Below are 22037 nucleotides of genomic sequence, written 5' to 3' on the forward strand. Positions count from 1 at the left end.
GATGAAACGGGTTGGTTTGGTGGTGAATCTCCGGAAGGCGCGGGGCGGCAAGATCTTGCAGCTTTTGAGGGAGTGGTTCGAAAAGCGCGATGTTCAGGTGATTATGCCCCAGTGTACCGCTGAAGATGCGGAGCTGGCCGAACTGGGTTGCCCTGGCCCCGAATTTGCAGAGCAGGTGGACATGATCATTTCCCTGGGGGGAGACGGTACCCTCTTGGGAACGGCGCGCCGCACTGCAGGGACGGGAGTTCCCATTTTAGGTGTTAATATGGGTCACCTGGGCTTTCTTACAGATCTGGAAATGCCGGATTTGTTTCCCAGTCTGGAAAGGCTTTTGCGGGGGGATTACGAAATTGAAGAGCGGATGATGCTGGCCACCGAGGTGTTGCGGGAGGGTGCAGCGATTGCCCGCTTTTATGCCTTAAACGATGCCGCGATTACAAAAGGGCCTCTTTCTCGCATTATCAGGCTGGAGACCTATGTAAAGGATGAATACCTTGTTACTTACCGGTCAGACGGAATTATCGTGGCCACGCCTACAGGCTCGACCGCCTATTCCCTTTCCGCAGGCGGACCGATTGTCAGTCCGGACCTTGATGTCATGATTGTGACTCCCATCTGTCCTCACACCCTTTATGCGCGGCCCTTTATTCTTCCCGAACACCAGACCATCAGAATTATCTTGAAGTCCGATTCCCCCGAGGTTATGCTGACAATTGACGGGCAGGTCGGTTTTCCCTTGCGCAAGGGGGATCAAATTCTGGTCCGTAAGGCGGAGGTCCGCACAAGATTGGTGAAGCTCCGCAGGAGAACGTTTTTTGAAGTTCTGCGGCTTAAACTCCGGGAGAGCGACCATTGATGCCGAGGGTTTTTGCAACCCCGGTGGTCCTTGCCCAGCTTCTGGTGGGGCGGGTGCTGCAGTTGGGAGATCAGGCGGTTGACGCAACGGCGGGAAACGGCCACGATACCCTTTACCTTGCCAGGAGGGTAGGGGAGCAGGGGAGGGTTTATGCCTTCGACATCCAGGAGGAAGCCCTTCTCCATACCGCAACCCGCCTCCGGGTGGAGGGATTTGAGAGCAGGGTGGTTTTGATCCGGGCGGGCCATGAGCGGCTCAAGGAATTTGTTCCGCCCGGGATCAAAGTGGTGATGTTTAATTTGGGATATTTGCCCGGGGGGGACCACCAGATCATCACCCATCCGGATACCACAGTTGCGGCCCTGGAGCAGGCGGCGGATCTTTTGGCACCGGGAGGCCTTGTGACGGTTGTTGTTTACCGGGGTCATGAGGGGGGAGGGGATGAGGGGAGGGCGGTTCTGCGATATGTTGAGAGCCTCAACCCCAGGCAGTGGGATGTAATCTTAACGGAATTTCCCAACCGTTCACCCCGCGCCCCCTTTCTGGTAGCTTTTCAGAAAAATTCCGGTTGCCGGGGGGAAGAAAAGGTTCTATGAAACTGCGGCGCCAGCAGTTGATCCTGGAAATTATCGAAGAAAAGCCGGTTGCTACCCAGGAAGAACTGGCCCTTGAACTGCGGGCCAGGGGAATCCGCGCAACCCAGGCTACCATTTCCCGCGATATTAAGGAGCTTCAGCTGGTGAAAATTCCTACAGGTGATAATTCATACCGTTATGCCAGGCCGCTGCAGCAGCTGGAAGCACCCCGGGTAAATGAGCGCCTCCGGCGTGTTTTCCAGGATGCCGTGGTGAGTCTCGATTACAGCGAGAATTTAATCGTTGTTCATACCTTGCCCGGTGCCGCCCAGAGCATTGCCTCGGTGATCGATCAGGTGGGCTGGCGGGAAATTATCGGGACCGTTGCAGGGGATGACACGATTCTGGTTGTGGTGAAACCCCGGGATCTTGTGCATCAGGTTTTGGAAAGGTTTGAGTCTCTTCTGGAGTGAGGGAGAGCCCGTGCTTGTCCAGCTTTCCATCGAAAATCTGGCACTGATCGAGAAGATTACCCTGACCCTGGACTCCGGTCTGAATGTTTTGACCGGGGAAACAGGGGCAGGAAAATCAATTGTTGTTGATGCCATGAATATTCTGGTTGGGGGGCGGGCCTCCGGCGAACAGGTGCGGACCGGGGCCGAAAGGGCCCTGGTGGAAGGTTTTTTTGACTGCACCTCCCTGCCCCGGATTTCTCAAAAACTGGCGGAGTTCGGTTTGCCCGCGAGTGAAGACGGCTCTCTTTTGCTTGCGCGGGAGGTGGTCCGCGGGGGAAGAAGTTTCTGCCGGGTTAACGGGCGGATTGTTCCCCTCGCGGTTTACCGGGCGCTGGGAGAGCTTCTGGTCGATTTGCACGGGCAGCATGAGCACCAGTCCCTGCTTAAAACAGAACGGCACCGGGAACTGCTGGATCGCTTCGCCGGGGGTGAGGTATTGAGGCAGCGCTCCCTGGTGGAAGACCTTTACCAGCGCCTTGCTTTTCTGAAAAAGGAAAAAGAAAAACGGCGGCTGGATGAGAGCGAAGTCAGGCGCCGGGCGGACTACCTCCGCCATGCCATTGAAGAGATCGAGCGGGCAAGGCCCGTCCCGGGGGAAGAAGAAGAACTGCAGCAGGAGCGGGAGCGCCTCCGCTACAGGGAAAGGCTGGTGGAACTCACCCGCGAGGTGGTTTTTAGCCTTTCAGAAGGGGGTGCGGATCTGGTTTCCGCCTCTGACCTTTTGAGCCGGGCGCTGGATTTAACCCGGGAAATGGCGCGCTACGATGCCTCGGTGGCGAAGATCAACGCCTCCCTGGAAGAAATCAAGTACAAACTCGAAGATGTGGTTGATTCCCTGCACCGTTACAGGGAAAATCTGGATTTCGATCCGGAGCGCGCCCGGGAGGTGGAAGACAGGCTTTTTACTTTGAAAGGTTTGATGCGCAAGTACGGCCCCTCCCTGGCTGAAGTGTGCGCCTACCGGGAGCAGGCCGCCGCCGAACTGGAGGAGCTCTACTTGGTGCAGACCCGTTCCTGCGAACTGGCTGAAGAGTACGAAAAGGTCTTGCGCGAGTATGAGGAGGCGGCCCGCCTTTTGTCCGCTCTCCGGAGGGAAAAGGCGGCTTCCTTTATCGAGGCTGTAACAGATGAGCTGCGCAGCCTGGGGATGGAGCATGCCCGCTTTGACATCAAATGGGATAAGCTGGATGAGCCTGCTCCAGCGGGGTGGGACTGCCTGGAATTTCTGTTCAGCGCAAACCCGGGCGAACCCCTGAAGCCGCTTGCAAAGATCGCTTCAGGCGGCGAAATGTCCCGGGTGATGCTTGCACTCAAAGTCATTTTTGCCGAAAATGACGAGATCCCAACGCTTATCTTCGACGAAATTGACACCGGAATTGGAGGCCGGACGCTTCAGGTGGTGGGAGAGCGGCTCTCATCCGTCGCCCGCACAAAACAGGTTTTATGTGTGACCCATTCTCCTCACATTGCCGGAAGGGGCCGGAGACACTTCTACATCGAAAAAATCATCTCGGGGGGAGAGACGCGGACACTTGTCCGCCTGCTGGATTACCAGGCGCGGGTGGAAGAACTGGCAAGGATGCTGGGAGGCAGCGGGGATGAGGAGGTAACACGTATCCACGCGGAGCAGATCTTACAGCAGGGCTAGCCCTGTGCATAAAAGGGAAGCGAAGGGGTTAAGTTAAGAAGCGCGGAGGAAGATTGAGCAGGGGGAGACTAAGGAGTGAGCGGAAAATGGAGCGCGCTGCGCGGCGCAGGCTTCTTAGCCTTCTCTTCTTTATTTTTTTGGGAGCGAGCATCTTTGCTCTTTTCCTTCAATCCTTTGTCGGCATTCCCTCCACTTACCGGGTTAGTGTTGGAGAACAGGTCAGGTTCAAGAACATCCTGCCGCGCCAGATCTCTTCCAGGATCACTGCTTACGTCTCTCAGGATGGAGAGGGGATGCTGAGATGGAGAGAAGCAGGGTTTAAGAAAGCGCTGTTTTGCCCTTTTCTCGACGAATCTCCCATTGCCGCCCTCCCGGGGCAGGTGCACCTGGAGTTCCGGCTCTTTGGGAAAGTGCCTCTGAAACGGGTTACGGTGGAGGTGGTTCCTCCTGTCAGGGTGGTGCCGGGGGGGCACTCCATCGGGGTGCTTCTCCACACCCAGGGTGTGGCGGTTGTCGGCTACGCAGGAATAACGGATTCCTTTGGGAGGAAAGCCTGTCCGGCTCGGGAGGCGGGGATTGCCCCCGGGGATCTCATCCTTGAAATCGAGGATACCCCGGTCCGGAGTGACGCCCAGGTAAGCTTCTTAATCGATCGCCTTGCCCGGAAGAAAGAGGTGCTCAGGTTCAGGGTTAAGCATCAAGGGGTTTTCAGGGAGTACCGCGTAAGACCTATCTTCTGCCAGGAAACAAGGCGCTACCGCATTGGGTTGTACGTTCGTGACGGTGCTGCAGGAGTGGGAACCCTCACCTTTTTCGATCCCAAGACGAAAAGGTACGGAGCCCTGGGCCACGTGATTACAGATTCGGAAACGAATCAGTGGCTGGATTTGAGTGATGGCAAAATTGTCAGAGCAACGGTGCAGGGAATCCAGCAGGGGCAGCGCGGGAGGATAGGGGAAAAAGTCGGACTTTTTCTCGGGAGCGATGCAACCACAGGAAATATTGACAAAAACACCAAGTATGGCATCTTCGGAAAACTAACAGAAAATTTGAAAAATCCGCTGTTTCCTGAGCCTGTACCTGTTGCTCTGGGCCACCAGGTAAGGGAAGGGCCGGCCCGGCTGCTGACCGTCCTGAATGGCGAAAAAATAGAGTCCTTTGCCGTTGAGATTCAGAGTGTTTTTCCGCAGCCCCGCCCTGATGGGAAGGCTTTCATCCTGAAGATTACCGATCTCGAACTTTTGGGGCGAACAGGGGGAATTGTCCAGGGCATGAGCGGGAGCCCGCTTATCCAGAACGGAAGGTTGATTGGTGCGGTAACACACGTTTTTATCAATGATCCCACGCGCGGGTACGGGGTTCTCATAGAATCGATGCTGGAAGAAGCCGGATTGCTTCATTTCAAGACCAGGCAGGTGACGCCTGGCCTTTTGTTTTGGAGCCTCGTGAATTCGACAGTTAAAAATATTGTCTCCGGAGGAATTGCCAGGGAGAAAATCTTGCAGCGTGTTAATCCCATTAAAATACCAGGATTAGCCAGTTTTTGCCATGATTCGAAGAAGGATCTGGTTTTCGGACGTCGAATCTTAACTTGCAGGTTTTGCAAATCAAAAGAAAGAGTAACTAGGAGGCGGAAAAGGTGAATAAGACGATTAAAATCCTGATAGTTGACGATAACAGGGAATTTTGCGAAATTTTAAAAGAATACTTCGAAGGACAAAGTGATTGTCTGGTTACCGGAATCGCCCACAATGGGCTGCAGGCTCTGGAGCTTCTCAACCAGGAAATTCCTGATGTGGTGATTCTGGACATCATCATGCCTCACCTTGACGGGATCGGGGTTTTGGAAAAACTCTGCCTTGATTTTGAGGTGCGCCCCAAGGTTATTATCTTAACCGCCTTTGGCCAGGAGGCGATGACCCAGCGGGCAGTAGAGCTGGGAGCCAATTACTATATCCTGAAGCCCTTTGATCTCGAGGTGCTGGGAAACCGTGTCCGGCAGCTGGCCAGCGACGGCGCTTTCCAGACTCCCGTCCCGCACCCCAAGATGCGCAATTTAGATGTAGAGGTAACCAATTTGATTCACCAGATGGGGGTGCCGGCCCATGTCAAGGGTTACCAGTATCTTCGGGACGCGATCATTCTCGTCATCGGCGAAATGAGTTTGCTGGGAGCGGTGACCAAAGAACTCTATCCGATGATTGCAGAAAAGCACAATACAACCCCCAGCCGGGTGGAAAGGGCGATTCGCCATGCCATCGAACTGGCCTGGGACCGGGGCAATGTGGAATTGATGAATAAATTTTTTGGGTATACAATTGACGTGGATCGGGGAAAACCCACAAATTCGGAGTTTATTGCAATGGTTGCGGACCGGCTCCGGATCGGCGCCAGGGTCAGTTGAGAAACGAATTTTGGAGATTTCTTGCACCAGAGGCATCCTTGATTTAAAATTTAATTATGAGTGTAATCAACTGGTAGCGGGGTACAAGAGATGGTAATCCGGGGAAAGGCAAAGGTAGACAGACGGACAAAAAACCTCGTAAAGCGCCTGCGGCCCCATGAAATTGCCGTCATTGACCATGAAGATCTTGATGAAGTAGCAGCCAGGAGTTTGATAGATTGCCGCCCGCGTGCGGTGGTCAACGCCAGTTCCTCAATTACCGGAAAGTATCCCAATACAGGCCCTCTTTCCCTTCTGAAAGCAGGGATTCCTTTGATTGATGAAGCCGGAGCCGGCGTAATCAACGAACTCCGGGATGGTGACGAAATCCTTCTCTGCAGCGATGGAATCTACCGTGACGGCAGGCGGATAGGGAATGGCACATGGCTTTCGGAAGACGCAGTCCGGGCGAAAATGGAAGCAACCCAGGAGAATTTAAAAAAGGAACTGGTTAAATTTGTGGAAAACACTCTTACCTATGCCAGGCAGGAACAGGGTTTGATCCTTGGGGATTACCCTGTTCCGGCTTTACGGACCGGTTTGCAGGGGCGCCATGCCCTGATCGTGGTACGGGGCCAGGGTTACCGGGAGGATATCCTGGCTATTAAACCTTATATAGACGAAGTGAAACCGGTTCTGGTGGGCGTAGACGGGGGGGCTGATGCTCTGTTGGAGCTTGGTTACCTCCCGGATCTTATTGTCGGAGACATGGACAGCGTTTCCGACCGGGCGCTCCTTTCAGGAGCGGAAATTGTCGTGCATGCCTATCCTGATGGAACGGCGCCGGGCCTGAAAAGGGTTCAAGATCTGGGTCTGGAGGCGGTCCTCTTTCCGGCTCCTGGCACAAGCGAGGACATTGCCCTCCTGCTGGCTTATGAAAAGGGTGCCGAACTTATTGTGGCCGTGGGCACTCATTCAAATATGATAGATTTTCTGGAAAAAGGCCGTCCCGGGATGGCCAGCACTTTTTTAGTGCGGCTTAAAGTGGGCTCAATCCTGGTTGATGCCAAAGGGGTGAGCAAGCTCTACCGGCGAAACCTGCTTTTCCGGCATATTGCCGAGATCTTTTTGGCCGCTCTGATCCCCCTTGTTGTTGTTGCTGCTGTTTCCCCGGCAATGAGACAGTTCTTTCAACTCCTCATTATTCAATTGAAGCTCATTCTTCGGATCTGATCCCGGAAAAGGGGGTATTCTTTTTTGATCATTGATTTGAAATATCACATTGCCTCCCTGGCAGCTGTTTTTCTTGCCCTGGGAATCGGGATTTTAATAGGAACCACCATGATCGGAAGCGACGTAATCATGAAGCAGCAGGAGCGCCTGGTCATGAACCTCCAGCAGGAGTTCGTTTCCCTGAGAGAAGAGAACCGCAGAACCGCCGCAGCCCTTGCGGCAATGCAGGAGGACCTGGCTTACCAGCAGCAGTTTAACCGGGAGGTGCTCCCGGTTCTCGTTCAGGGGAGGCTCCAGGGCAGGAAAGTTGCGCTGGTGGATTTGAACTACCGGAAAGAGCACGATGGCCTGGTCAACGTGCTGCGGACCGCCGGGGCGGAGGTGCAGTCCGTAACCGTTGTGAACTTGAGCGCGCTCAGAAATCCTGAAACCAGCAGCCGGGTGGCAGTTTTTTTGGGCAGGGAAAGGGAAGCCCCTCCGGACAGGTACTTGCCGGATCTCGCCCGCACTCTTGCAAGGGCCCTGCTGACAGGGGAGGCTTCGGAATTAACCGGTTTTTTGGAAGAGCAGGAGATTGTCCGGATTTCCGGAGCCTACGGAGTCGCCCCTCATGATGTCATCCTGATCGGCGGGGGCAAAGGGAAAGATCAGGATTATGCAAAGCCCTTTGATCTCGTTCTGATAAAGACCTGGCAGAGCTATGGACTCCGTGTTTTTGGGGTTGAGGACAGCCGGGTGTCTGTCTCTTACATGCGCTACTACCAGAGTGCAGGGCTCACAACCGTGGATAACATCGACACCGTGTACGGCCAGGTTGCCCTGGTGCGGGCAATGGGTGGTTACCCTGGTCATTACGGGATTAAAGAAACGGCCGAAGCCTTTATCCCTCCTTTGGAGTGAAGGGGGCGTTCTTTTGATTTCGGTATTAATTCCTGCTTACAATGAAGGGGATTGCATCGGTGAAACGGTAAAGGCGGCCTGGCAGGTGAAAGGGGTCCGCCAGGTGCTGGTAGTAGATGACGGGTCTCAGGACGACACCGCAGCCCGGGCGGCAGCGGCAGGCGCCGAGGTTCTCCGGCTCCCCCGCAACGCGGGGAAAGGGGGAGCCTTAAATCAGGGCGTTCCCCGGCTGACACAACCCTTTATTGCCTTGCTGGATGGAGATTTGGGGGAGAGCGCGCGGGAACTGGAAAAACTTGCGGCACCTGTGCTGGAGGATCGCGCCGATTTAACCATCGCCTGTTTTCCTCCTGCTTCCCGGGGGGGTGGTTTCGGACTTGTGAGGGGGCTCGCCCGCGGCGGCGTTTACCTCCTCACCGGATTAAGGCTGAGCGCTCCTCTCTCCGGCCAGCGCGTCATGAAGCGGGCGGTTGTGGAGGCGGTTCTTCCTTTTGCAAAAGGTTACGGGGTGGAGGTGGCAATGACGGTGAAGGCAGCGCGCCGGGGTTTCCGGATCGCGGAGGTCCCCACAACCATGCGGCACCGGGCAACGGGAAGAGACTGGGCGGGATTCTGCCACCGGGGAAAACAGTTCTGGCACGTTTTCTGGGCTTTGTTTAGAGCGGTGAGGCTGAGGTGAAAAGTGTGGAATTTCTCCTGGGAGGCGCGTCAGGGTTTTTCTTGACGTTTTTCCTCCTTCCTGCGTTCGTGAAGCTGCTCCAGGAGGGAGGGGCAACCAGATCCAATTACCTGGGAAATCAAATTCCCACCGGGCTCGGCATTGTTTTGATTCCCGCTTATTTTTTAACGGCATTGTTGATGTTTGATTTTTTTCCGGAGAAGCTTCTGACCCCCTTTCTCTTGGGAATCGTCTTTTTTGGTTTTCTGGGAGTTGTTGACGATCTTCTGGGCTCCCGGAGCAGCAGGGGCCTGCGCGGCCACTTCGGCTCCCTTTTCCGGGGAATACTTACCACCGGGGCTTTCAAGGCCCTGGGGGGAGGCCTCGGAGCCCTCCTGATTGCTCTGGTCAGTTTTCCGCTCCGGCCCTGGTGGGAGATTCTGGCAGGCGCCCTTTTAATGGCGCTCAGCGCAAATACCATTAACCTCTTTGATTTGCGGCCGGGGCGGGCGATTAAAGTTTTTTTTCTCTGGTTTTTAATCCTCCTCGGAGCAGTGAGGGGGGGCGGTCCCCTGATTTTGCTTTTTCCCCTTGCCGGCGGCCTCCTTGCCTGTGCACCGTATGATTTTAGGGGAAAGGGGATGCTGGGTGACGTGGGCGCCAACCTTTTGGGGATTGCCCTGGGGATGGTTACCGGATGGTCCCTTTCTTTTTCCGCCCAGCTTGCCGTCCTGGGTTTTTTGGTTTTCCTTCATTTTCTTACGGAGAGGTACTCCCTTACGGAAGTCATTAATCAAAACCGCTTCCTGCGCTTTTTAGACCGCTTGGGACGGGCCGATCTCGAATAAGGAGGGAGAAGCAGGTGAACAATTCTCTAGCAATCAATGAGGAAAGGCTGATCCGGGAGTTTATCAGGCTTGCGGAGATCCCTTCCCCTTCTTTCCGGGAAGGGGCTCTAAAGGACTATCTCTCGGAACGTTTGAAGGCGCTCGGTCTTGAGGTTGAAGAAGACGAAACGGGAGCGAAAATCGGTGGGGATTGCGGAAATCTTCTGGCCCGCCTGCCGGGCGATGGGAAGTACCCCGCCGTCTTTTTTTGCGCCCATATGGATACTGTCGAACCGGCCGCAGGGGTTGAGGTTGTTTTCCAGGACGGGGTTTTTCGCAGCAAGGGAGACACGATCCTCGGGGGGGACGATAAAGCAGGGATTGCTGCAATTTTAGAAGTTCTCGAGATGCTCCGGGTAGTTCCGGTTCCCCACGGCCCCCTGGAGATCATTTTTACGGTTGGGGAAGAGCAGGGTCTTTTGGGAAGCAAGAACCTTGATTTTTCCAAAGTCAGGGCAAAATTCGGTTACGTCCTGGACAGCAGCGGCCCCCCGGGGACGGTTATTGTGGCGGCTCCTGCTCAGAACAAGCTGGATATTACAGTCCGGGGGCGCGCCGCGCACGCCGGGATCGATCCGGAGCGGGGAATCAACGCCATTCAGGCGGCAGGGCAGGCACTGGCGCAGCTTCGCCTCGGGAGAATCGATACCGAGACAACGGCGAATATCGGTGTCATTGAAGGGGGCAAGGCAACGAATATTGTCCCCGACCTTGTCTACATTCAGGGCGAGGTGAGGAGCATTGACAGGAAGAAGATGGAGGCCCTCACCGAAGAGATTGCTGCAGTTTTCAACCGGGTCGCGGCTGACTCTGGCGCCAAAAGTGAGGTGAAGGTGAATCTCCTTTACCCCGAGTTCCGCCTTGATCCCGAGCTGCCACTTCTTAAATACGCTGCCGCCGCGGCCCAAAACGCCCGTTTGCCGGTGCGCTTTGAGGCCAGCGGGGGCGGGAGCGACGCCAATATCTTCAATGCGGCGGGGATTCCCGCGGCCAACCTGAGCATCGGGATGCAGCAGGTGCATACAACGGAAGAGCATTTAGATCTCAGGGATCTGGTGGCAGATGTCCGCTGGCTCTGGGAAATCATTAAGGCAACTGCAGCCGAAAGGGAGAAGAGCTCTTGATCTGGTGGAGAAAGGGGAGAATCACCCGCATCCTCCGGTCCGAACCGGAGCTGCAGGAGGTGGAGGTGGAGCTGGAGGGCGGCTCCGGCAGGGCGTGGAATTACCCGGCTCTGACAGGAGAGGCGCACCCAGGTGATGAGGTTTATTTGAATACCACTGCGGTTGAGCTGGGCCTGGGGAGCGGGGGTTATCACTGCGTCATCGCCAACCTCACCCGCCTCCCTCCCGACCCCCCGCGGGCCGGCCACATTATGAAACTTCGCTACACCCCCTATCAGTTGAAGGTATTGAGTGCGGAGGAGGAGGCAAGCCCCTGCCGTTCTGCCGTAACCGGTTTCACTTCACTTGCCGGGGCTCCTGTGATTGTCGGCACCCTGCACAGCCTGCTTGCCCCGGCTGCCGCCGGTTGCAGGGCTGCTGCAGGAGAGGAGCTCCGGATTGTTTATGTGATGACCGATGGGGCCGCTCTTCCCATTTTTTTGAGCGAAACCGTCCGCATCTTGAAGAGGGCCGGGTTGCTGGCAGGGACCGTGACGGTAGGGCACGCCTTCGGCGGAGACCTCGAAGCTGTAAACATTTATTCGGGGCTGATTGCCGCAGCCGGGGCGCTCCGGGCCGATGTCATTATTGTCACGATGGGGCCGGGGATTGTCGGAACGGGAACAAAGTGGGGGACAACCGCCCTGGAGCAGGGGGAGGTTGTTAATGCCGTAAATATTTTGGGGGGAAAGGCGATTGCAATTCCCCGCCTCAGTTTTGCGGACGCGCGCCCCCGGCACCGGGGTGTGAGCCATCATACCCTGACGGCGCTGGGACGGGTGGCGCTGACTCCGGCCCTGGTGGCCTTGCCAGACCTGCCCCCGGCGGAGCTGGCTGCAGTCAAACAGCAGCTGGAGGTGGGAGGAGTTCTTGAACGGCACCAGGTTCTGGTGCGGGATGGAGAGCCCGCTCTGAAGTATCTGGCGGAGCGGGGAATTCAGGTGCGCAGCATGGGAAGGGGGCCGGACGAAGACCCTGCCCTCTTCCTTGCTGCCGGGGCGGCAGGCCGGATTGCTGCGGAGTTTATACAGAACCGGAGGGAGTCTCAGTGAAATTTGAGGAGGGTAGGGGCAGATGGATCAAAAACTTAAGGAAAAAACAGTCGCTTCTCAGGAGGTTTTTCAGGGAAGAATCATTAAAGTGCGCGTTGACACGGTTCTGCTTCCCGACGGGGAGAAAGCAACTCGGGAGGTGGTGGAGCACCCCGGGGCTGTGGCCGTGGTCCCCGTTACCGACCGGAATGAAGTAATCATGGTGCGCCAGTTCCGCCAGCCGACAGGGGAAATTCTTTTGGAGCTGCCTGCAGGAAAAAGAGACCAGCAGGAGCCCCTGCTGGCTTGCGCCCAGCGGGAATTGGAAGAGGAGACCGGCTGTAGAGCGCAGGAATGGAAGGTTCTTTTTTCTTTCTTTACAACACCCGGTTTCAGCAATGAGCTGTTAACCCTGCTCCTTGCCCGGGGTCTGGAAAAGGGGGAGGCCCGGCCTGAAGGGGAAGAGTTTTTGGAGGTGGTTTCTGTTCCCTTAAGCCGCGCCCGGGAGATGATCTTTCAGGGGGAAATCAAAGATGCCAAAACGATCATCGGGATTCTTGCCCTGAGTTTCCTGGAGGAGGAGAAAGGTGCTTTCTGAATACTTCGGGGACCTCCATGTCCACATTGGTTATACCCTGGATGGTTTTCCCGTCAAGGTAACCGCGGCGCGCAACCAGACCCTTCCTCTTGTTTTCGAAGAAGCGATCACCAGAAAGGGTCTTGACATCCTGGGGATTGTGGATGCGGTTTGCCCACGGCTTTGCAGGGAACTGGAGGAAATGGTGGAGAGTGGCGAAGCCAGGGAGCTTCCGCAGGGGGGGCTGCGCTACCGGGAGCGCCTGACTGTAATCCCCGGTGCAGAGATTGAAGTAACCGGGGAGAACGGTTCCCGGGCCCACTGGCTTGCCTACTTTCCTTTTTTGGCCCAGCTCCGCTCTTTTTCCGAATTTTTATCCCGGCATCTTACCAACCCCGAACTGAGCACCCAGCGCTGCCTCCTTCCGGCGCGCGTGCTTCTCCTGGAGGTTGCGGCAAGAGGAGGGATCTTTTTTCCGGCCCATGCCTTCACCCCCCACCGGGGTGTTTACGGTCAGGGGACGCGGCGCCTGCAGGACCTGCTTGGCAAAGAAAACTTTCGCTTGATTTTCGCCCTTGAGCTGGGTTTGAGCGCGGATACCTTCCTTGCCGATCACCTTGCGGAGCTGGCGGGAGTTGCCTTTTTGAGCAATTCCGACGCCCACTCCTTGAAGAGCCTGGGGCGCGAGTATAATGTTTTCCGCCTTGCAGAACCCACCTGGGAGGAGCTGGTAAAGGCCCTCAGGCAGGAAGGAGGGCGCGGGATTTCCGCGAACTACGGACTCGACCCCAGGCTTGGAAAATATCACAGGACCTTTTGTCTTGCCTGCTCGAGAATTGCCTCCGGTGAGCCTCCTGTCTTAAAGTGCCTCTTCTGCGGAAGCGAACGGGTGGTGAAGGGGGTGCTCGACCGGGTGCGGGAGATCGGAGACTGGTCCCTGCCCAACCATCCCCCCGCGCGGCCGCCTTACTACTACCAGGTTCCCCTCCCCTTTCTGCCGGGTATCGGCGCGAAAACAATTCAGAAGCTTCTGGCGAGGTTCGGCACGGAAATGAAGGTTTTGCACAGGGCGGGTCGCGAGGAGCTGGTGGAAACCGTGGGCCCCCGCATCGGGGAGCTTATCTGGCGCGCCCGAACTGGAGACCTCTCCATCAGTGCCGGAGGAGGGGGCTTTTACGGAAGGGTTTCTTTTTCAGAAATTTCGCAAAGGAGTTAGGTTTATGGGGAAGGTCCTGACTCTTGCTGCTGATGCCAGCGGGGCCTACCAGGCTGCCTGCGCCGGACAGGTGGTCCTGGTTGTTGATGTTATTGACATGGGTACCACCCTCGAGGCTGCCCTTCAATCCGGGGCGCGTCTTGTTTTGGGAGCAAGCCCCACCCCCTGCAGGGCCCCTGTTCCTGTGAATCCCCGCGCCGTCGGCAGGCATGCCGCCCGGGAGGCCCGGAGGGAGGGAACCGGGATTGTTTTAATTGCCGAACCCCGGGTCGGCCGGGATGAGGAGCGCCTGGCTCACGCGGCCGGCGTCCTGGAGGGGCTCAAAGAAGAGGGGGTGGAGCCTGAAGGGATTCATCCTAACCTGGGGGCGGAAACGGTGAAGCTGGTGAGCTTCAAGAATCGCATTGTGGTCGCAGTTTCTCCCTGTGGGGGCACGGCGTTTGATGCCGCCTTCAATGCCGGGGCCCCTGTTGTTACCGGGACTGTGGCGCGCACCTTCGGGCACACGGGTTGGGAGAATGCCGAGGCTGCCGTTGAGAGGGTCCTCACCCTTGCGGAAAGGGAGGGGCGCGGTCTTTGCGTCGTCGCTTCCAGCAGTAAGTCCCTGGAGGACGTTCTGGCCGCCCAGTATTTCTACCAGCGGATTCTGGCGCGGGGCTTCCAGGTCAGGGTGGTCTGATTTCCGGGAAGGGGCTTAAATCGGGTGGACAGGCGGCAATCCATCCCTTTTTCCTCGGGCTGAAGGACGCGATTTTGGCTGGCGCGGGAATTGGTTTATTTTTCCCGGCATAGACTCTAAAGAGAACTTTTTCTTCAATCCATACTTTTGAGCTGTCCGGGAGCGGAAGCCATGCAGGTTCTAAAACCGCGCCTTCTGCTGGCGCGCCAGCGCGAAATCTTCATCCCGTCCCTTTTTGTTGGCGGAGCCTTTCTCTGTGGTTTAATAAGCGGGGCTTTGGTCCTTCACGGGCTGACTCCGGTCCAGCGGGGAGACCTTCAGCAGTATTTGAACGCGTTTCTCCAGCAGGCGGGTTCGCTTTCCCAGGGCAGAACCGTTTCCGGGGGGCTGCAAGCCTGGCAGGAGATTTTCAAGACTCAGCTGCTTGCCTTTGTTCTGCTCTGGTTTTCGGGCTTAACCGTTTTGGGGGTTCCCCTGATTGTTTTTATCATCGGGGCGCGTGGTTTTGTTTTGGGCTTTACGGTGGGTTTTTTGGTCCAGGAAAAGGCGTGGCAGGGTTTGATCCTGGCGCTCGTGGCGGTTCTCCCCCAAAATTTGTGTTATGTGCCCGCCTTTCTCGGTGCCGGTTTGCTCGCCTTTTATTTTTCCTGCTCTCTCTTCCAGAGCTGCCGGGAATACACCCTTTTCCCCAGTATCCTGATTTACTCCCTGGTTTTTCTCCTTATCTTCCTCCTTGTTCTGCTCGGTACCTGGCTGGAGGCTTATCTTGTTCCCAGGGCAGTCCGCCTCACGATTTTCTTAATGTGATAGTTCCCTTTCTGGTTGTTCTAAGAGGGCCAGGGACATGCATATAATCAGGAAAAACCTCCGGAAGAGTTTACCCGGGTCCGGAGAGGAGGGGCAGGCATGCTGCTTATTACGATCACAGACTGGCGCCGGAAGCTGGGGTTGATTTTCCGGCTGATTTTGTTCCTGGCTTTAATCGGTTTGATCATTCCCCAGCTCCTCAATTTTATTGCCGGGGGGATTGCCGATTTCAAGGGTGGGGCTGAAGGGAAACATCCTCCTGCGCTCCGCGTTGAAAGGGAAGTTCCTGGCGATGCCGGCAAGCCCGCTGGCGACTCCTTTTTAGAGAAGCTGCGCCGGTTTTACCACGGGCAGGGGCCCCGCTGAGGCTCCTTAATTCTTAAAAAGCAAGGAGGAATTTTTTTTTATTTGTGGAACTCTTATGTGAAATAAGGAAAATTTTAACGGGGGATTTTTTTGAGCAGGGCGCCAAAAGATCATCTCCTTGAAGAGTTTTTAAACTACCTTCGGGTCGAGAGGGGACTTGCTCACAATACGGTGGAATCATATCATTACGACCTGATCCAGTTTGCTGCGTACCTGGCAAGGGAAAACTCGACCTTAAAGGACGCCTCCGAGGGCCTGATCCTCAACTATTTAAGTTGCCAGAAGGGCCAGGGACGCTCGGCCCGCACCCTTTCCCGGTATCTTGCGGCAATTCGTTCCTTTTACCATTATCTTCTGCAGGAGCGTTACATCAGTGTAGATCCCACCCAGAACCTCACATCCCCGAAACTGGAAAAGCGTCTCCCCCGGGTCTTGAGCGTCCAGGAGGTTGAATTGCTTCTTTCCCAGCCTGATGTCCGCACCGTCACCGGCCTGCGGGACCGGGCAATGCTTGAGCTTTTATACGCTGCAGGGATGCGTGTTTCGGAGTTGACAGGGCTGAATACCGAACATCTCAACCTGGAGATGGGCTACGTCAGGTGTGTGGGAAAGGGCGGCCGGGAAAGAATTATTCCGATCGGAATGGTCGCGGTTCGTTATGCAAGGGAATACCTCCTCAAGAGCAGGGTTAAGCTAAGAAAAAATAGCTGGGAGAAGGCGCTTTTCTTAAACAGGCACGGGAAGCGCCTTACCCGCCAGGGGTTTTGGAAAATTCTCAAGGGATATGCCCAAAAAGCGGGGATTCAGAGGGAAATCACCCCCCACATTCTGCGTCATTCCTTTGCAACACACCTTTTGGAAAACGGTGCGGATCTCAGGATTGTTCAGGAGATGCTGGGCCACGCGGATGTGGCAACTACCCAGATCTATACCCACTTGAGTCAGAAGAGGTTGAGGGAAGTATATGAAAGAGCACATCCCCGCGCGTGAAAAAAGGGCCGGGGCGAAGCGTGTCCTGCTTCTGGTTCTGGATGGGGTAGGGGCTGGAGCTCTGCCTGATGCGGATCTCTACGGTGACGCGGGATCATGCACACTAGGCAACCTGGCACTTGCCGTGGGGGGCCTGGACCTGCCGCGGCTTGGTTTACTCGGACTGGGGAATATCATACCCATCAAGGGTGTGCCACCTGTTGCCCGACCCTGTGCCGCCTGGGGAAAAATGGGAATGCAGGCTGCCGGAAAGGATACAACCAGCGGGCACTGGGAGTTGATGGGAGTAATTTTGAAAAATCCCTTTCCCGTCTACCCGCGCGGTTTTCCCCCCGAAATTATCGAGCCCTTTGAGGCCCGGATCGGAAGAAGGGTCCTGGGAAACAAGCCTGCCTCGGGCACGGAGATTCTCGAAGAACTCGGCCCTTTGCACCTCGCGACAGGTTGCCCGATCGTTTATACATCAGCTGACAGTGTTTTCCAGGTTGCGGCCCACGAAGAGGTGATTCCCGTTCCGGAACTTTACCGGATTTGCAAGATTGCCCGTGAGCTTCTCACCGGCGAACACGCGGTGGGACGGGTGATCGCCCGCCCCTTTGTCGGGGAGCCGGGGAATTTTAAGCGCACACCCCGGCGCCACGATTTTTCCCTCCCACCCCCGCGGCCCACCCTCCTTGACCGCCTGCAGGAGGCCGGTTTCCAGGTAATAACCGTGGGAAAGGTTGCCGATATTTTTGCGGGCCGCGGCATTACCCGGTCGGTGCCTGCAGGTGGCAACGCGGAGATCTGTGCCATGACCCTCCGCGCTTTCCGGGAACTCGAGCAGGGGCTTGTTTTTGCCACCCTCGTTGACTTCGACACCCTCTACGGACACCGCAACGACGTGGAGGGGTTTGCCCGCGCCTTAAAGGAGTTTGATGCCTTATTACCCGATTTTCTTGATTTGCTGCGCCCCGGAGATCTCCTGGTCATCACCGCCGACCACGGCTGCGACCCGACGACACCAGGCACCGACCACTCCCGCGAATACGTACCTTTGCTGGTGGCGGGGCCGGCGGTAAAGCCGGTTGCGCTGGGAACCCGCGCCACGCTGGCAGATCTCGGGGCAACCCTTGGTGCATATTTCGGTGTGGAGCGGGGGGAGGGGACGCCGCTGCCCGATATTCTGTAAGGAGGAGGGAAAGCATTGTGCGCGCTCTTGATTTAATTATCAAAAAGCGGGACGGGGAGCAGTTAACCGCAGAGGAAATAAGCTTTCTGGTCCAGGGGTACACCCGGGGCGAAATTCCCGATTACCAGATGGCCGCCTTTTTAATGGCCGTTTATCTGAAAGGGCTTGATTTTTCAGAAACCAGGGCCTTCACCCGCGCCTTCGTTGACTCGGGGGAGGTTCTGGATCTGGGAGACGTCCCCGGGATTAAAGTCGACAAGCACAGCACTGGTGGAGTCGGGGATAAAACCACCCTCGTTCTGGTTCCCCTGGTGGCGGCTGCCGGGGTTACGGTGGTGAAGATGTCCGGGCGCGCCCTCGGCCACACCGGAGGCACGCTTGACAAGCTGGAGAGCATCCCCGGGTTCCGGGTTGATTTAAATCTGGATGAGATCAAGAAGGTGGTGAGGCGCGCCGGCGCTGCGCTCACCGGTCAAACCGCCAGCCTGGTTCCCGCCGATAAGAAGATCTACGCCCTCCGGGATGCAACGGGAACCGTCGACTCCCTGCCGCTGATTGCCAGCAGTGTGATGTCGAAGAAGATTGCCGGTGGTGCGGACCGGATTGTGCTGGATGTCAAAGTGGGTTCAGGCGGTTTCCTTCCCACACTTGAGCAGGCCCGCGCCCTTGCCAGGTTGATGGTTGCCCTGGGGAGGGATTTTGGCCGCCGGACGGTTGCCGTGCTCAGCAGCATGGAGCAGCCCCTGGGATTTGCGGTCGGCAACGCTCTGGAGGTCCGGGAGGCGATTTTAACCCTGCAGGGGGAGGGCCCGCGGGATTTAGTCGAACTCTGTCTGGAGCTTGGCGGCCAGATGCTTCACATTGCCGGGGTTGTTCCATCACCCGCAGCGGGCCGGGATAAACTGGAAAATCTCTGGCGCCAGGGGGCCGGGCTGGCGAAAATGCAGGAAATCATCGCGGCGCAGGGAGGGAGCCCCAGAGTCGTAGAGGACCTGTTCCTTCTCCCCCGGGCCTCCCGGGAGATTCCTGTCACAGCCCCGGCGGCTGGCTGGATCAGGGCAATTAACGCCCGTGAAATTGGGTGGGCGGCGCTTTTGCTGGGGGCAGGCCGGCTGTGCAAGGAAGATCGGGTCGATCCTGCCGTGGGAATCACCCTGAAAAAGAAGGCGGGAGATTATGTTGAACCGGGCGAGGTCCTTGCGGTCCTCCACGTGAACAGGGAGGATTTTCTCCCTGAAGCCGGGAGCCGGGTTGTCGGAGCCTTCGAACTCGACTCTGTTTCCTCCCCAACTCCGGCACCTCTGATATACGAAGTCCTTACATAATGTTGCACCTGTGAAACTGCCTCTATTTTCTTTTAGTTCTTGATTGGCAGGGGATTCCTGGGGTAATCGCCGGGAAAGTGCAAATACTTAATAAGGAGAAGAAGGCTATAAGGAGGCAGTTTTTATGCGTCGGAGGATGGTTCAGTTTGCCCTGCTCTTTAGTTTGCTCTTCCAACTGGCTTCCCCGGGGGCTCCTGCCTGGAGCGCTTCTCAGGATGGGCGCGCGGCGGCAGGCATCTCCCTGGAAACGAGTGCTGCCTCGGCGGTGCTGATGGACGCTTACTCGGGAAAGGTTTTGTATGAAAAGGAGCCCCACAAAAGGGTTGCACCCGCGAGTGTCACTAAAGTCATGACGCTTCTTGTAGCGATGGAAGCGATTGCTAAAGGAAAGGTGAAGTGGGAGGACCGGGTGGTGGCCAGTGAGGCGGCCTGGGAGCTGGGAGGCTCTCAGATCTGGCTGGAACCGGGCGAAGAGTTTTCCCTCCGGGAAATGATGATCGCGATTGCGGTTGGTTCCGCCAACGATGCCTGCGTGGTGGTTGCCGAACACATCGCGGGAAGCCACGAAGCCTTTGTAGAGATGATGAACCAGAAGGCGAAGTCCCTGGGGCTGAAAAACACCCACTTCGTAAACGCCTACGGCCTCCCCGCCGAAGGGCACTATACGAGCGCCTACGACATGGCCCGGATTTGCCGGGAAGCCTTGAAGTACCCGGAAATTCTTGAGCTGACTTCAATGAAACATTACTACAAACTGCGGGGGGGCAGGCCGAAGCTGGATAACACCAACAAGCTGCTCTGGTGGTATAAAGGAGCCGATGGTTTTAAAACGGGCTGGACCACCGAGGCGCAGTATTGCCTGGCCTCAACCGTGAAAAGGGACGGGCTGCGCTTGATCTGCTGCGTTTTTGGAGTGCCCGACTCCCGGGGGCATTTCCGGGAATCCATGAAGATCTACAACTGGGGGTTTGCCAACTTTGGCTTCCGGGAACTGGTTCGGGCCGGCCAGGAAATGGGAAGGGTCCCGGTTGGTAAAGGGGCAAAGGACCAGGTCGAAGTTATTGCACCCAGGCGCGTTGGTGTTCTGATCAAAAAGGGTGAAGAGCCGGAGGTGAAGACCGAGGTCAGGCTGCCCTCCCTTGTTCCGGCTCCGGTTGCAAAAGGCCAGGCTCTGGGAGAGTTGAGGGTGATGGTGCAGGGGGAACCTTTCGAAAAAGTTCCTCTGGTTGCAAAGCGTGAAGTTGCCCGGGGGAGCTTTCTGCGCCTGTTAAACAAAACTTTTCGCGCCCTGGTTTACTAAAAGCTTCTACAATAGAAAGTCCCTGGAGCGGGGCTTTTTATTTTTTGAATCCCAGAATTTAGCAGGATTTATCCTGTGAATGGAGAATTCAGTAAATTATTGAAATTTTAAACGGGAATGGGGAGGTTAAGGGGTTTTGAGCTTTGAGATCCAGAACCAGCGTGATACTCTGATTGTCCGGGTTTACGGGGAATTTGACTTGAGGGCGGCGGATTACTGCCGCCGCGACATCGACCAGAAGCTGCGGACCCAGGGGGCAAGGCACATTCTGTTTAATCTGGGGGGAGTTACTTTTATCGACAGCTCGGGCCTGGGTGTCATTTTGGGGAGATACAGGAAGGTTAAAGAAAACGGGGGAAAGGTGGCGATCAGCGACGTGCCGCCCCGGATTTCACGGATTTTAGAACTTTCGGGGATTACCCGTCTGATCCCCGTGTACCCGAACGAATCCACGGCTTTGAAAGAGCTTGCTTAGGAGGGGAGAAAACAGTTGAAGCTGCGCAACAGGATGAAGTTGGAGTTTTTGAGCCGGCCGGAGAATGTGAGCCTGGCGCGGGTGGCGGTGGCGGCCTTTGCCGCCGAGGTGGATTTTAACCTGAGCGATCTCGAGGAAATTAAGGTTGCAGTTTCCGAGGCGGTTTCCAACGCCATCGTGCACGGTTATGAAGAAAATCCGACCGGAACGGTTTTCCTCACCGCCAGCCTCTACCAGGATGTGCTTGAAATTATTGTTGAGGATCAAGGGAAGGGGATTCCGGATCTTGAACGGGCCCTGCAGCCGGGAGCCAGCACCGATCCCGAGCGGATGGGGCTGGGGTTTATCTTTATGAAATCCTTTATGGATGAAGTGGATGTCTGGTCTGAAGCGGGGCGGGGAACGAGGGTGAAGCTGGTTAAAATCTTGCCGGGTGTGCTCAGCAAAAACTGCGCCGAACACTGAAGAGGGGCCGCAGATGGGTTCTTTACAGGAAATGGGTTTGCCTCGTTTTCCCCTCCTTTCCGAACGGGAGACGCTGCGGCTTTTAAAGAAGGCGCATAAGGGTGACCGCAGGGCGCGGGAAAAGCTGATTAACTGCAACCTCCGTCTGGTTTTCAACATTGTGAAGCGTTTCGAAGGGCGCGGCTTCGATCTGGAGGATCTCTTCCAGATCGGGATGATCGGATTGATCAAGGCAATAGACAACTTTGATCCTGCTTACGGAGTCAAGTTTTCAACGTATGCGGTGCCGATGGTAATCGGGGAGATCCGGCGTTTCCTGAGAGATGATCACCCGATTAAGGTGAGCCGGGCCCTCAAGGAAAAGGGGATGCGGGTGAAGCGGGCCCGGGAGAATCTGGTGCATGAATTCGGGCGGGAACCCACCGTTGCCGAAATCGCGGAGGCCCTGGAGGTTGGGAGAGAGGAAGTTGTAACAGCCCTTGAAGCGGTGCAGCTTCCCATCTCGATTTTCGAAACGGTTCACCATGATGATGCCGGAGATGCCCTCTGTCTCCTGGATAATTTAAAGTGCGAGCACGATCAGGAGCAGGTGTGGCTGGAGCGGGTTGCCCTCCGTGAGGCCCTCGCCAGGCTTCCCGCCCGGGAGCGCCAAATTATCTGGCTCAGATTCTTTCAGGATAAAACCCAGACCGAGGTTGGGGTTTTGCTGGGTTTATCCCAGGTTCAGGTATCCCGCCTGGAGCGCCAGGCGGTTGCGAGGTTGCGGGAATACCTGCGTTCCCCTTAATCTTTCGCGCGGCTCCCTCTGTCTCCT

Annotated in this window: 24 protein-coding genes; all 24 read left to right on the top strand. The window is 56.4% G+C overall.

Annotation, left to right across the window (positions count from 1 at the left end; all coding sequences use genetic code 11):
- Window position 1 precedes the first annotated feature (1 nt).
- The 24 genes from HPY58_02625 (at window position 2) to sigF (ending at window position 22010) form a co-directional block, all read left to right on the top strand.
- The gene (locus HPY58_02625; protein NPV28550.1) at window positions 2-859 is read left to right on the top strand and encodes an NAD(+)/NADH kinase; all 858 of its coding nucleotides are present in this window, start codon (window positions 2-4) and stop codon (window positions 857-859) included.
- A complete protein-coding gene (locus HPY58_02630) occupies window positions 859-1455 on the top strand; it encodes a class I SAM-dependent methyltransferase (protein NPV28551.1) in 597 nt (198 codons plus the stop codon). Before HPY58_02625 ends, HPY58_02630 begins: the two co-directional genes overlap by 1 nt.
- Window positions 1452-1907 (top strand): arginine repressor, encoded by a 456-nt coding sequence (gene argR / locus HPY58_02635; GenBank protein ID NPV28552.1) that lies wholly within the window; start codon window positions 1452-1454, stop codon window positions 1905-1907. The genes HPY58_02630 and argR overlap by 4 nt, the downstream gene beginning before the upstream one ends.
- A gap of 10 nt (window positions 1908-1917) precedes the next feature.
- Window positions 1918-3597, top strand: a complete 1680-nt coding sequence (recN, locus tag HPY58_02640; protein NPV28553.1) for a DNA repair protein RecN — start codon at window positions 1918-1920, stop codon at window positions 3595-3597.
- An 86-nt stretch (window positions 3598-3683) separates the two neighbouring features.
- A complete protein-coding gene (gene spoIVB / locus HPY58_02645; GenBank protein NPV28554.1) occupies window positions 3684-5240 on the top strand; it encodes a SpoIVB peptidase in 1557 nt (518 codons plus the stop codon).
- A complete protein-coding gene (gene spo0A / locus HPY58_02650; protein ID NPV28555.1) occupies window positions 5237-6001 on the top strand; it encodes a sporulation transcription factor Spo0A in 765 nt (254 codons plus the stop codon). Before spoIVB ends, spo0A begins: the two co-directional genes overlap by 4 nt.
- Window positions 6002-6091: 90 nt before the next feature.
- Window positions 6092-7213, top strand: a complete 1122-nt coding sequence (locus tag HPY58_02655; GenBank protein NPV28556.1) for a hypothetical protein — start codon at window positions 6092-6094, stop codon at window positions 7211-7213.
- Window positions 7214-7237: 24 nt separating this feature from the next.
- Complete coding sequence (locus HPY58_02660; protein ID NPV28557.1) at window positions 7238-8113, top strand: copper transporter; 876 nt, start codon at window positions 7238-7240, stop codon at window positions 8111-8113.
- Between the two features lie 13 nt (window positions 8114-8126).
- On the top strand, window positions 8127-8792 hold the full coding sequence (locus HPY58_02665; GenBank protein NPV28558.1) for a glycosyltransferase family 2 protein: 666 nt from the start codon (window positions 8127-8129) through the stop codon (window positions 8790-8792).
- On the top strand, window positions 8789-9619 hold the full coding sequence (locus tag HPY58_02670; protein NPV28559.1) for a glycosyl transferase: 831 nt from the start codon (window positions 8789-8791) through the stop codon (window positions 9617-9619). Before HPY58_02665 ends, HPY58_02670 begins: the two co-directional genes overlap by 4 nt.
- Before the next feature lie 14 nt (window positions 9620-9633).
- A complete protein-coding gene (locus tag HPY58_02675) occupies window positions 9634-10782 on the top strand; it encodes a M20/M25/M40 family metallo-hydrolase (GenBank protein ID NPV28560.1) in 1149 nt (382 codons plus the stop codon).
- Complete coding sequence (locus HPY58_02680; GenBank protein NPV28561.1) at window positions 10779-11873, top strand: DUF3866 family protein; 1095 nt, start codon at window positions 10779-10781, stop codon at window positions 11871-11873. The genes HPY58_02675 and HPY58_02680 overlap by 4 nt, the downstream gene beginning before the upstream one ends.
- A 22-nt stretch (window positions 11874-11895) precedes the next feature.
- Complete coding sequence (locus HPY58_02685) at window positions 11896-12450, top strand: NUDIX hydrolase (protein ID NPV28562.1); 555 nt, start codon at window positions 11896-11898, stop codon at window positions 12448-12450.
- Window positions 12440-13645, top strand: coding sequence for a TIGR00375 family protein (locus HPY58_02690; GenBank protein ID NPV28563.1), 1206 nt, complete (start codon window positions 12440-12442; stop codon window positions 13643-13645). Before HPY58_02685 ends, HPY58_02690 begins: the two co-directional genes overlap by 11 nt.
- Window positions 13646-13649: 4 nt before the next feature.
- Window positions 13650-14324 (top strand): hypothetical protein, encoded by a 675-nt coding sequence (locus HPY58_02695; protein ID NPV28564.1) that lies wholly within the window; start codon window positions 13650-13652, stop codon window positions 14322-14324.
- 171 nt (window positions 14325-14495) lie between these two features.
- Window positions 14496-15131 (top strand): stage II sporulation protein M, encoded by a 636-nt coding sequence (spoIIM, locus tag HPY58_02700; protein ID NPV28565.1) that lies wholly within the window; start codon window positions 14496-14498, stop codon window positions 15129-15131.
- Window positions 15132-15230: 99 nt separating this feature from the next.
- Window positions 15231-15497 carry a hypothetical protein gene (locus tag HPY58_02705; protein ID NPV28566.1) on the top strand — a complete coding sequence of 89 codons (267 nt, stop codon included), beginning with the start codon at window positions 15231-15233 and terminating at the stop codon, window positions 15495-15497.
- 90 nt (window positions 15498-15587) lie between these two features.
- A complete protein-coding gene (xerD, locus tag HPY58_02710) occupies window positions 15588-16487 on the top strand; it encodes a site-specific tyrosine recombinase XerD (protein ID NPV28567.1) in 900 nt (299 codons plus the stop codon).
- Window positions 16462-17658 carry a phosphopentomutase gene (locus HPY58_02715; protein ID NPV28568.1) on the top strand — a complete coding sequence of 399 codons (1197 nt, stop codon included), beginning with the start codon at window positions 16462-16464 and terminating at the stop codon, window positions 17656-17658. Before xerD ends, HPY58_02715 begins: the two co-directional genes overlap by 26 nt.
- Window positions 17659-17675: 17 nt before the next feature.
- Complete coding sequence (locus HPY58_02720) at window positions 17676-18983, top strand: thymidine phosphorylase (protein ID NPV28569.1); 1308 nt, start codon at window positions 17676-17678, stop codon at window positions 18981-18983.
- A gap of 124 nt (window positions 18984-19107) precedes the next feature.
- Window positions 19108-20283 carry a D-alanyl-D-alanine carboxypeptidase gene (locus HPY58_02725; GenBank protein NPV28570.1) on the top strand — a complete coding sequence of 392 codons (1176 nt, stop codon included), beginning with the start codon at window positions 19108-19110 and terminating at the stop codon, window positions 20281-20283.
- Window positions 20284-20419: 136 nt separating this feature from the next.
- The gene (gene spoIIAA / locus HPY58_02730; GenBank protein ID NPV28571.1) at window positions 20420-20758 is read left to right on the top strand and encodes an anti-sigma F factor antagonist; all 339 of its coding nucleotides are present in this window, start codon (window positions 20420-20422) and stop codon (window positions 20756-20758) included.
- A gap of 15 nt (window positions 20759-20773) precedes the next feature.
- On the top strand, window positions 20774-21223 hold the full coding sequence (locus HPY58_02735; GenBank protein NPV28572.1) for an anti-sigma F factor: 450 nt from the start codon (window positions 20774-20776) through the stop codon (window positions 21221-21223).
- A gap of 13 nt (window positions 21224-21236) precedes the next feature.
- A complete protein-coding gene (gene sigF / locus HPY58_02740; protein ID NPV28573.1) occupies window positions 21237-22010 on the top strand; it encodes an RNA polymerase sporulation sigma factor SigF in 774 nt (257 codons plus the stop codon).
- Window positions 22011-22037 lie beyond the last annotated feature (27 nt).

This window comes from Bacillota bacterium (assembly GCA_013177945.1).
In the GTDB taxonomy this organism is placed as follows: Bacteria; Bacillota; DSM-12270; order Thermacetogeniales; family Thermacetogeniaceae; genus Ch130.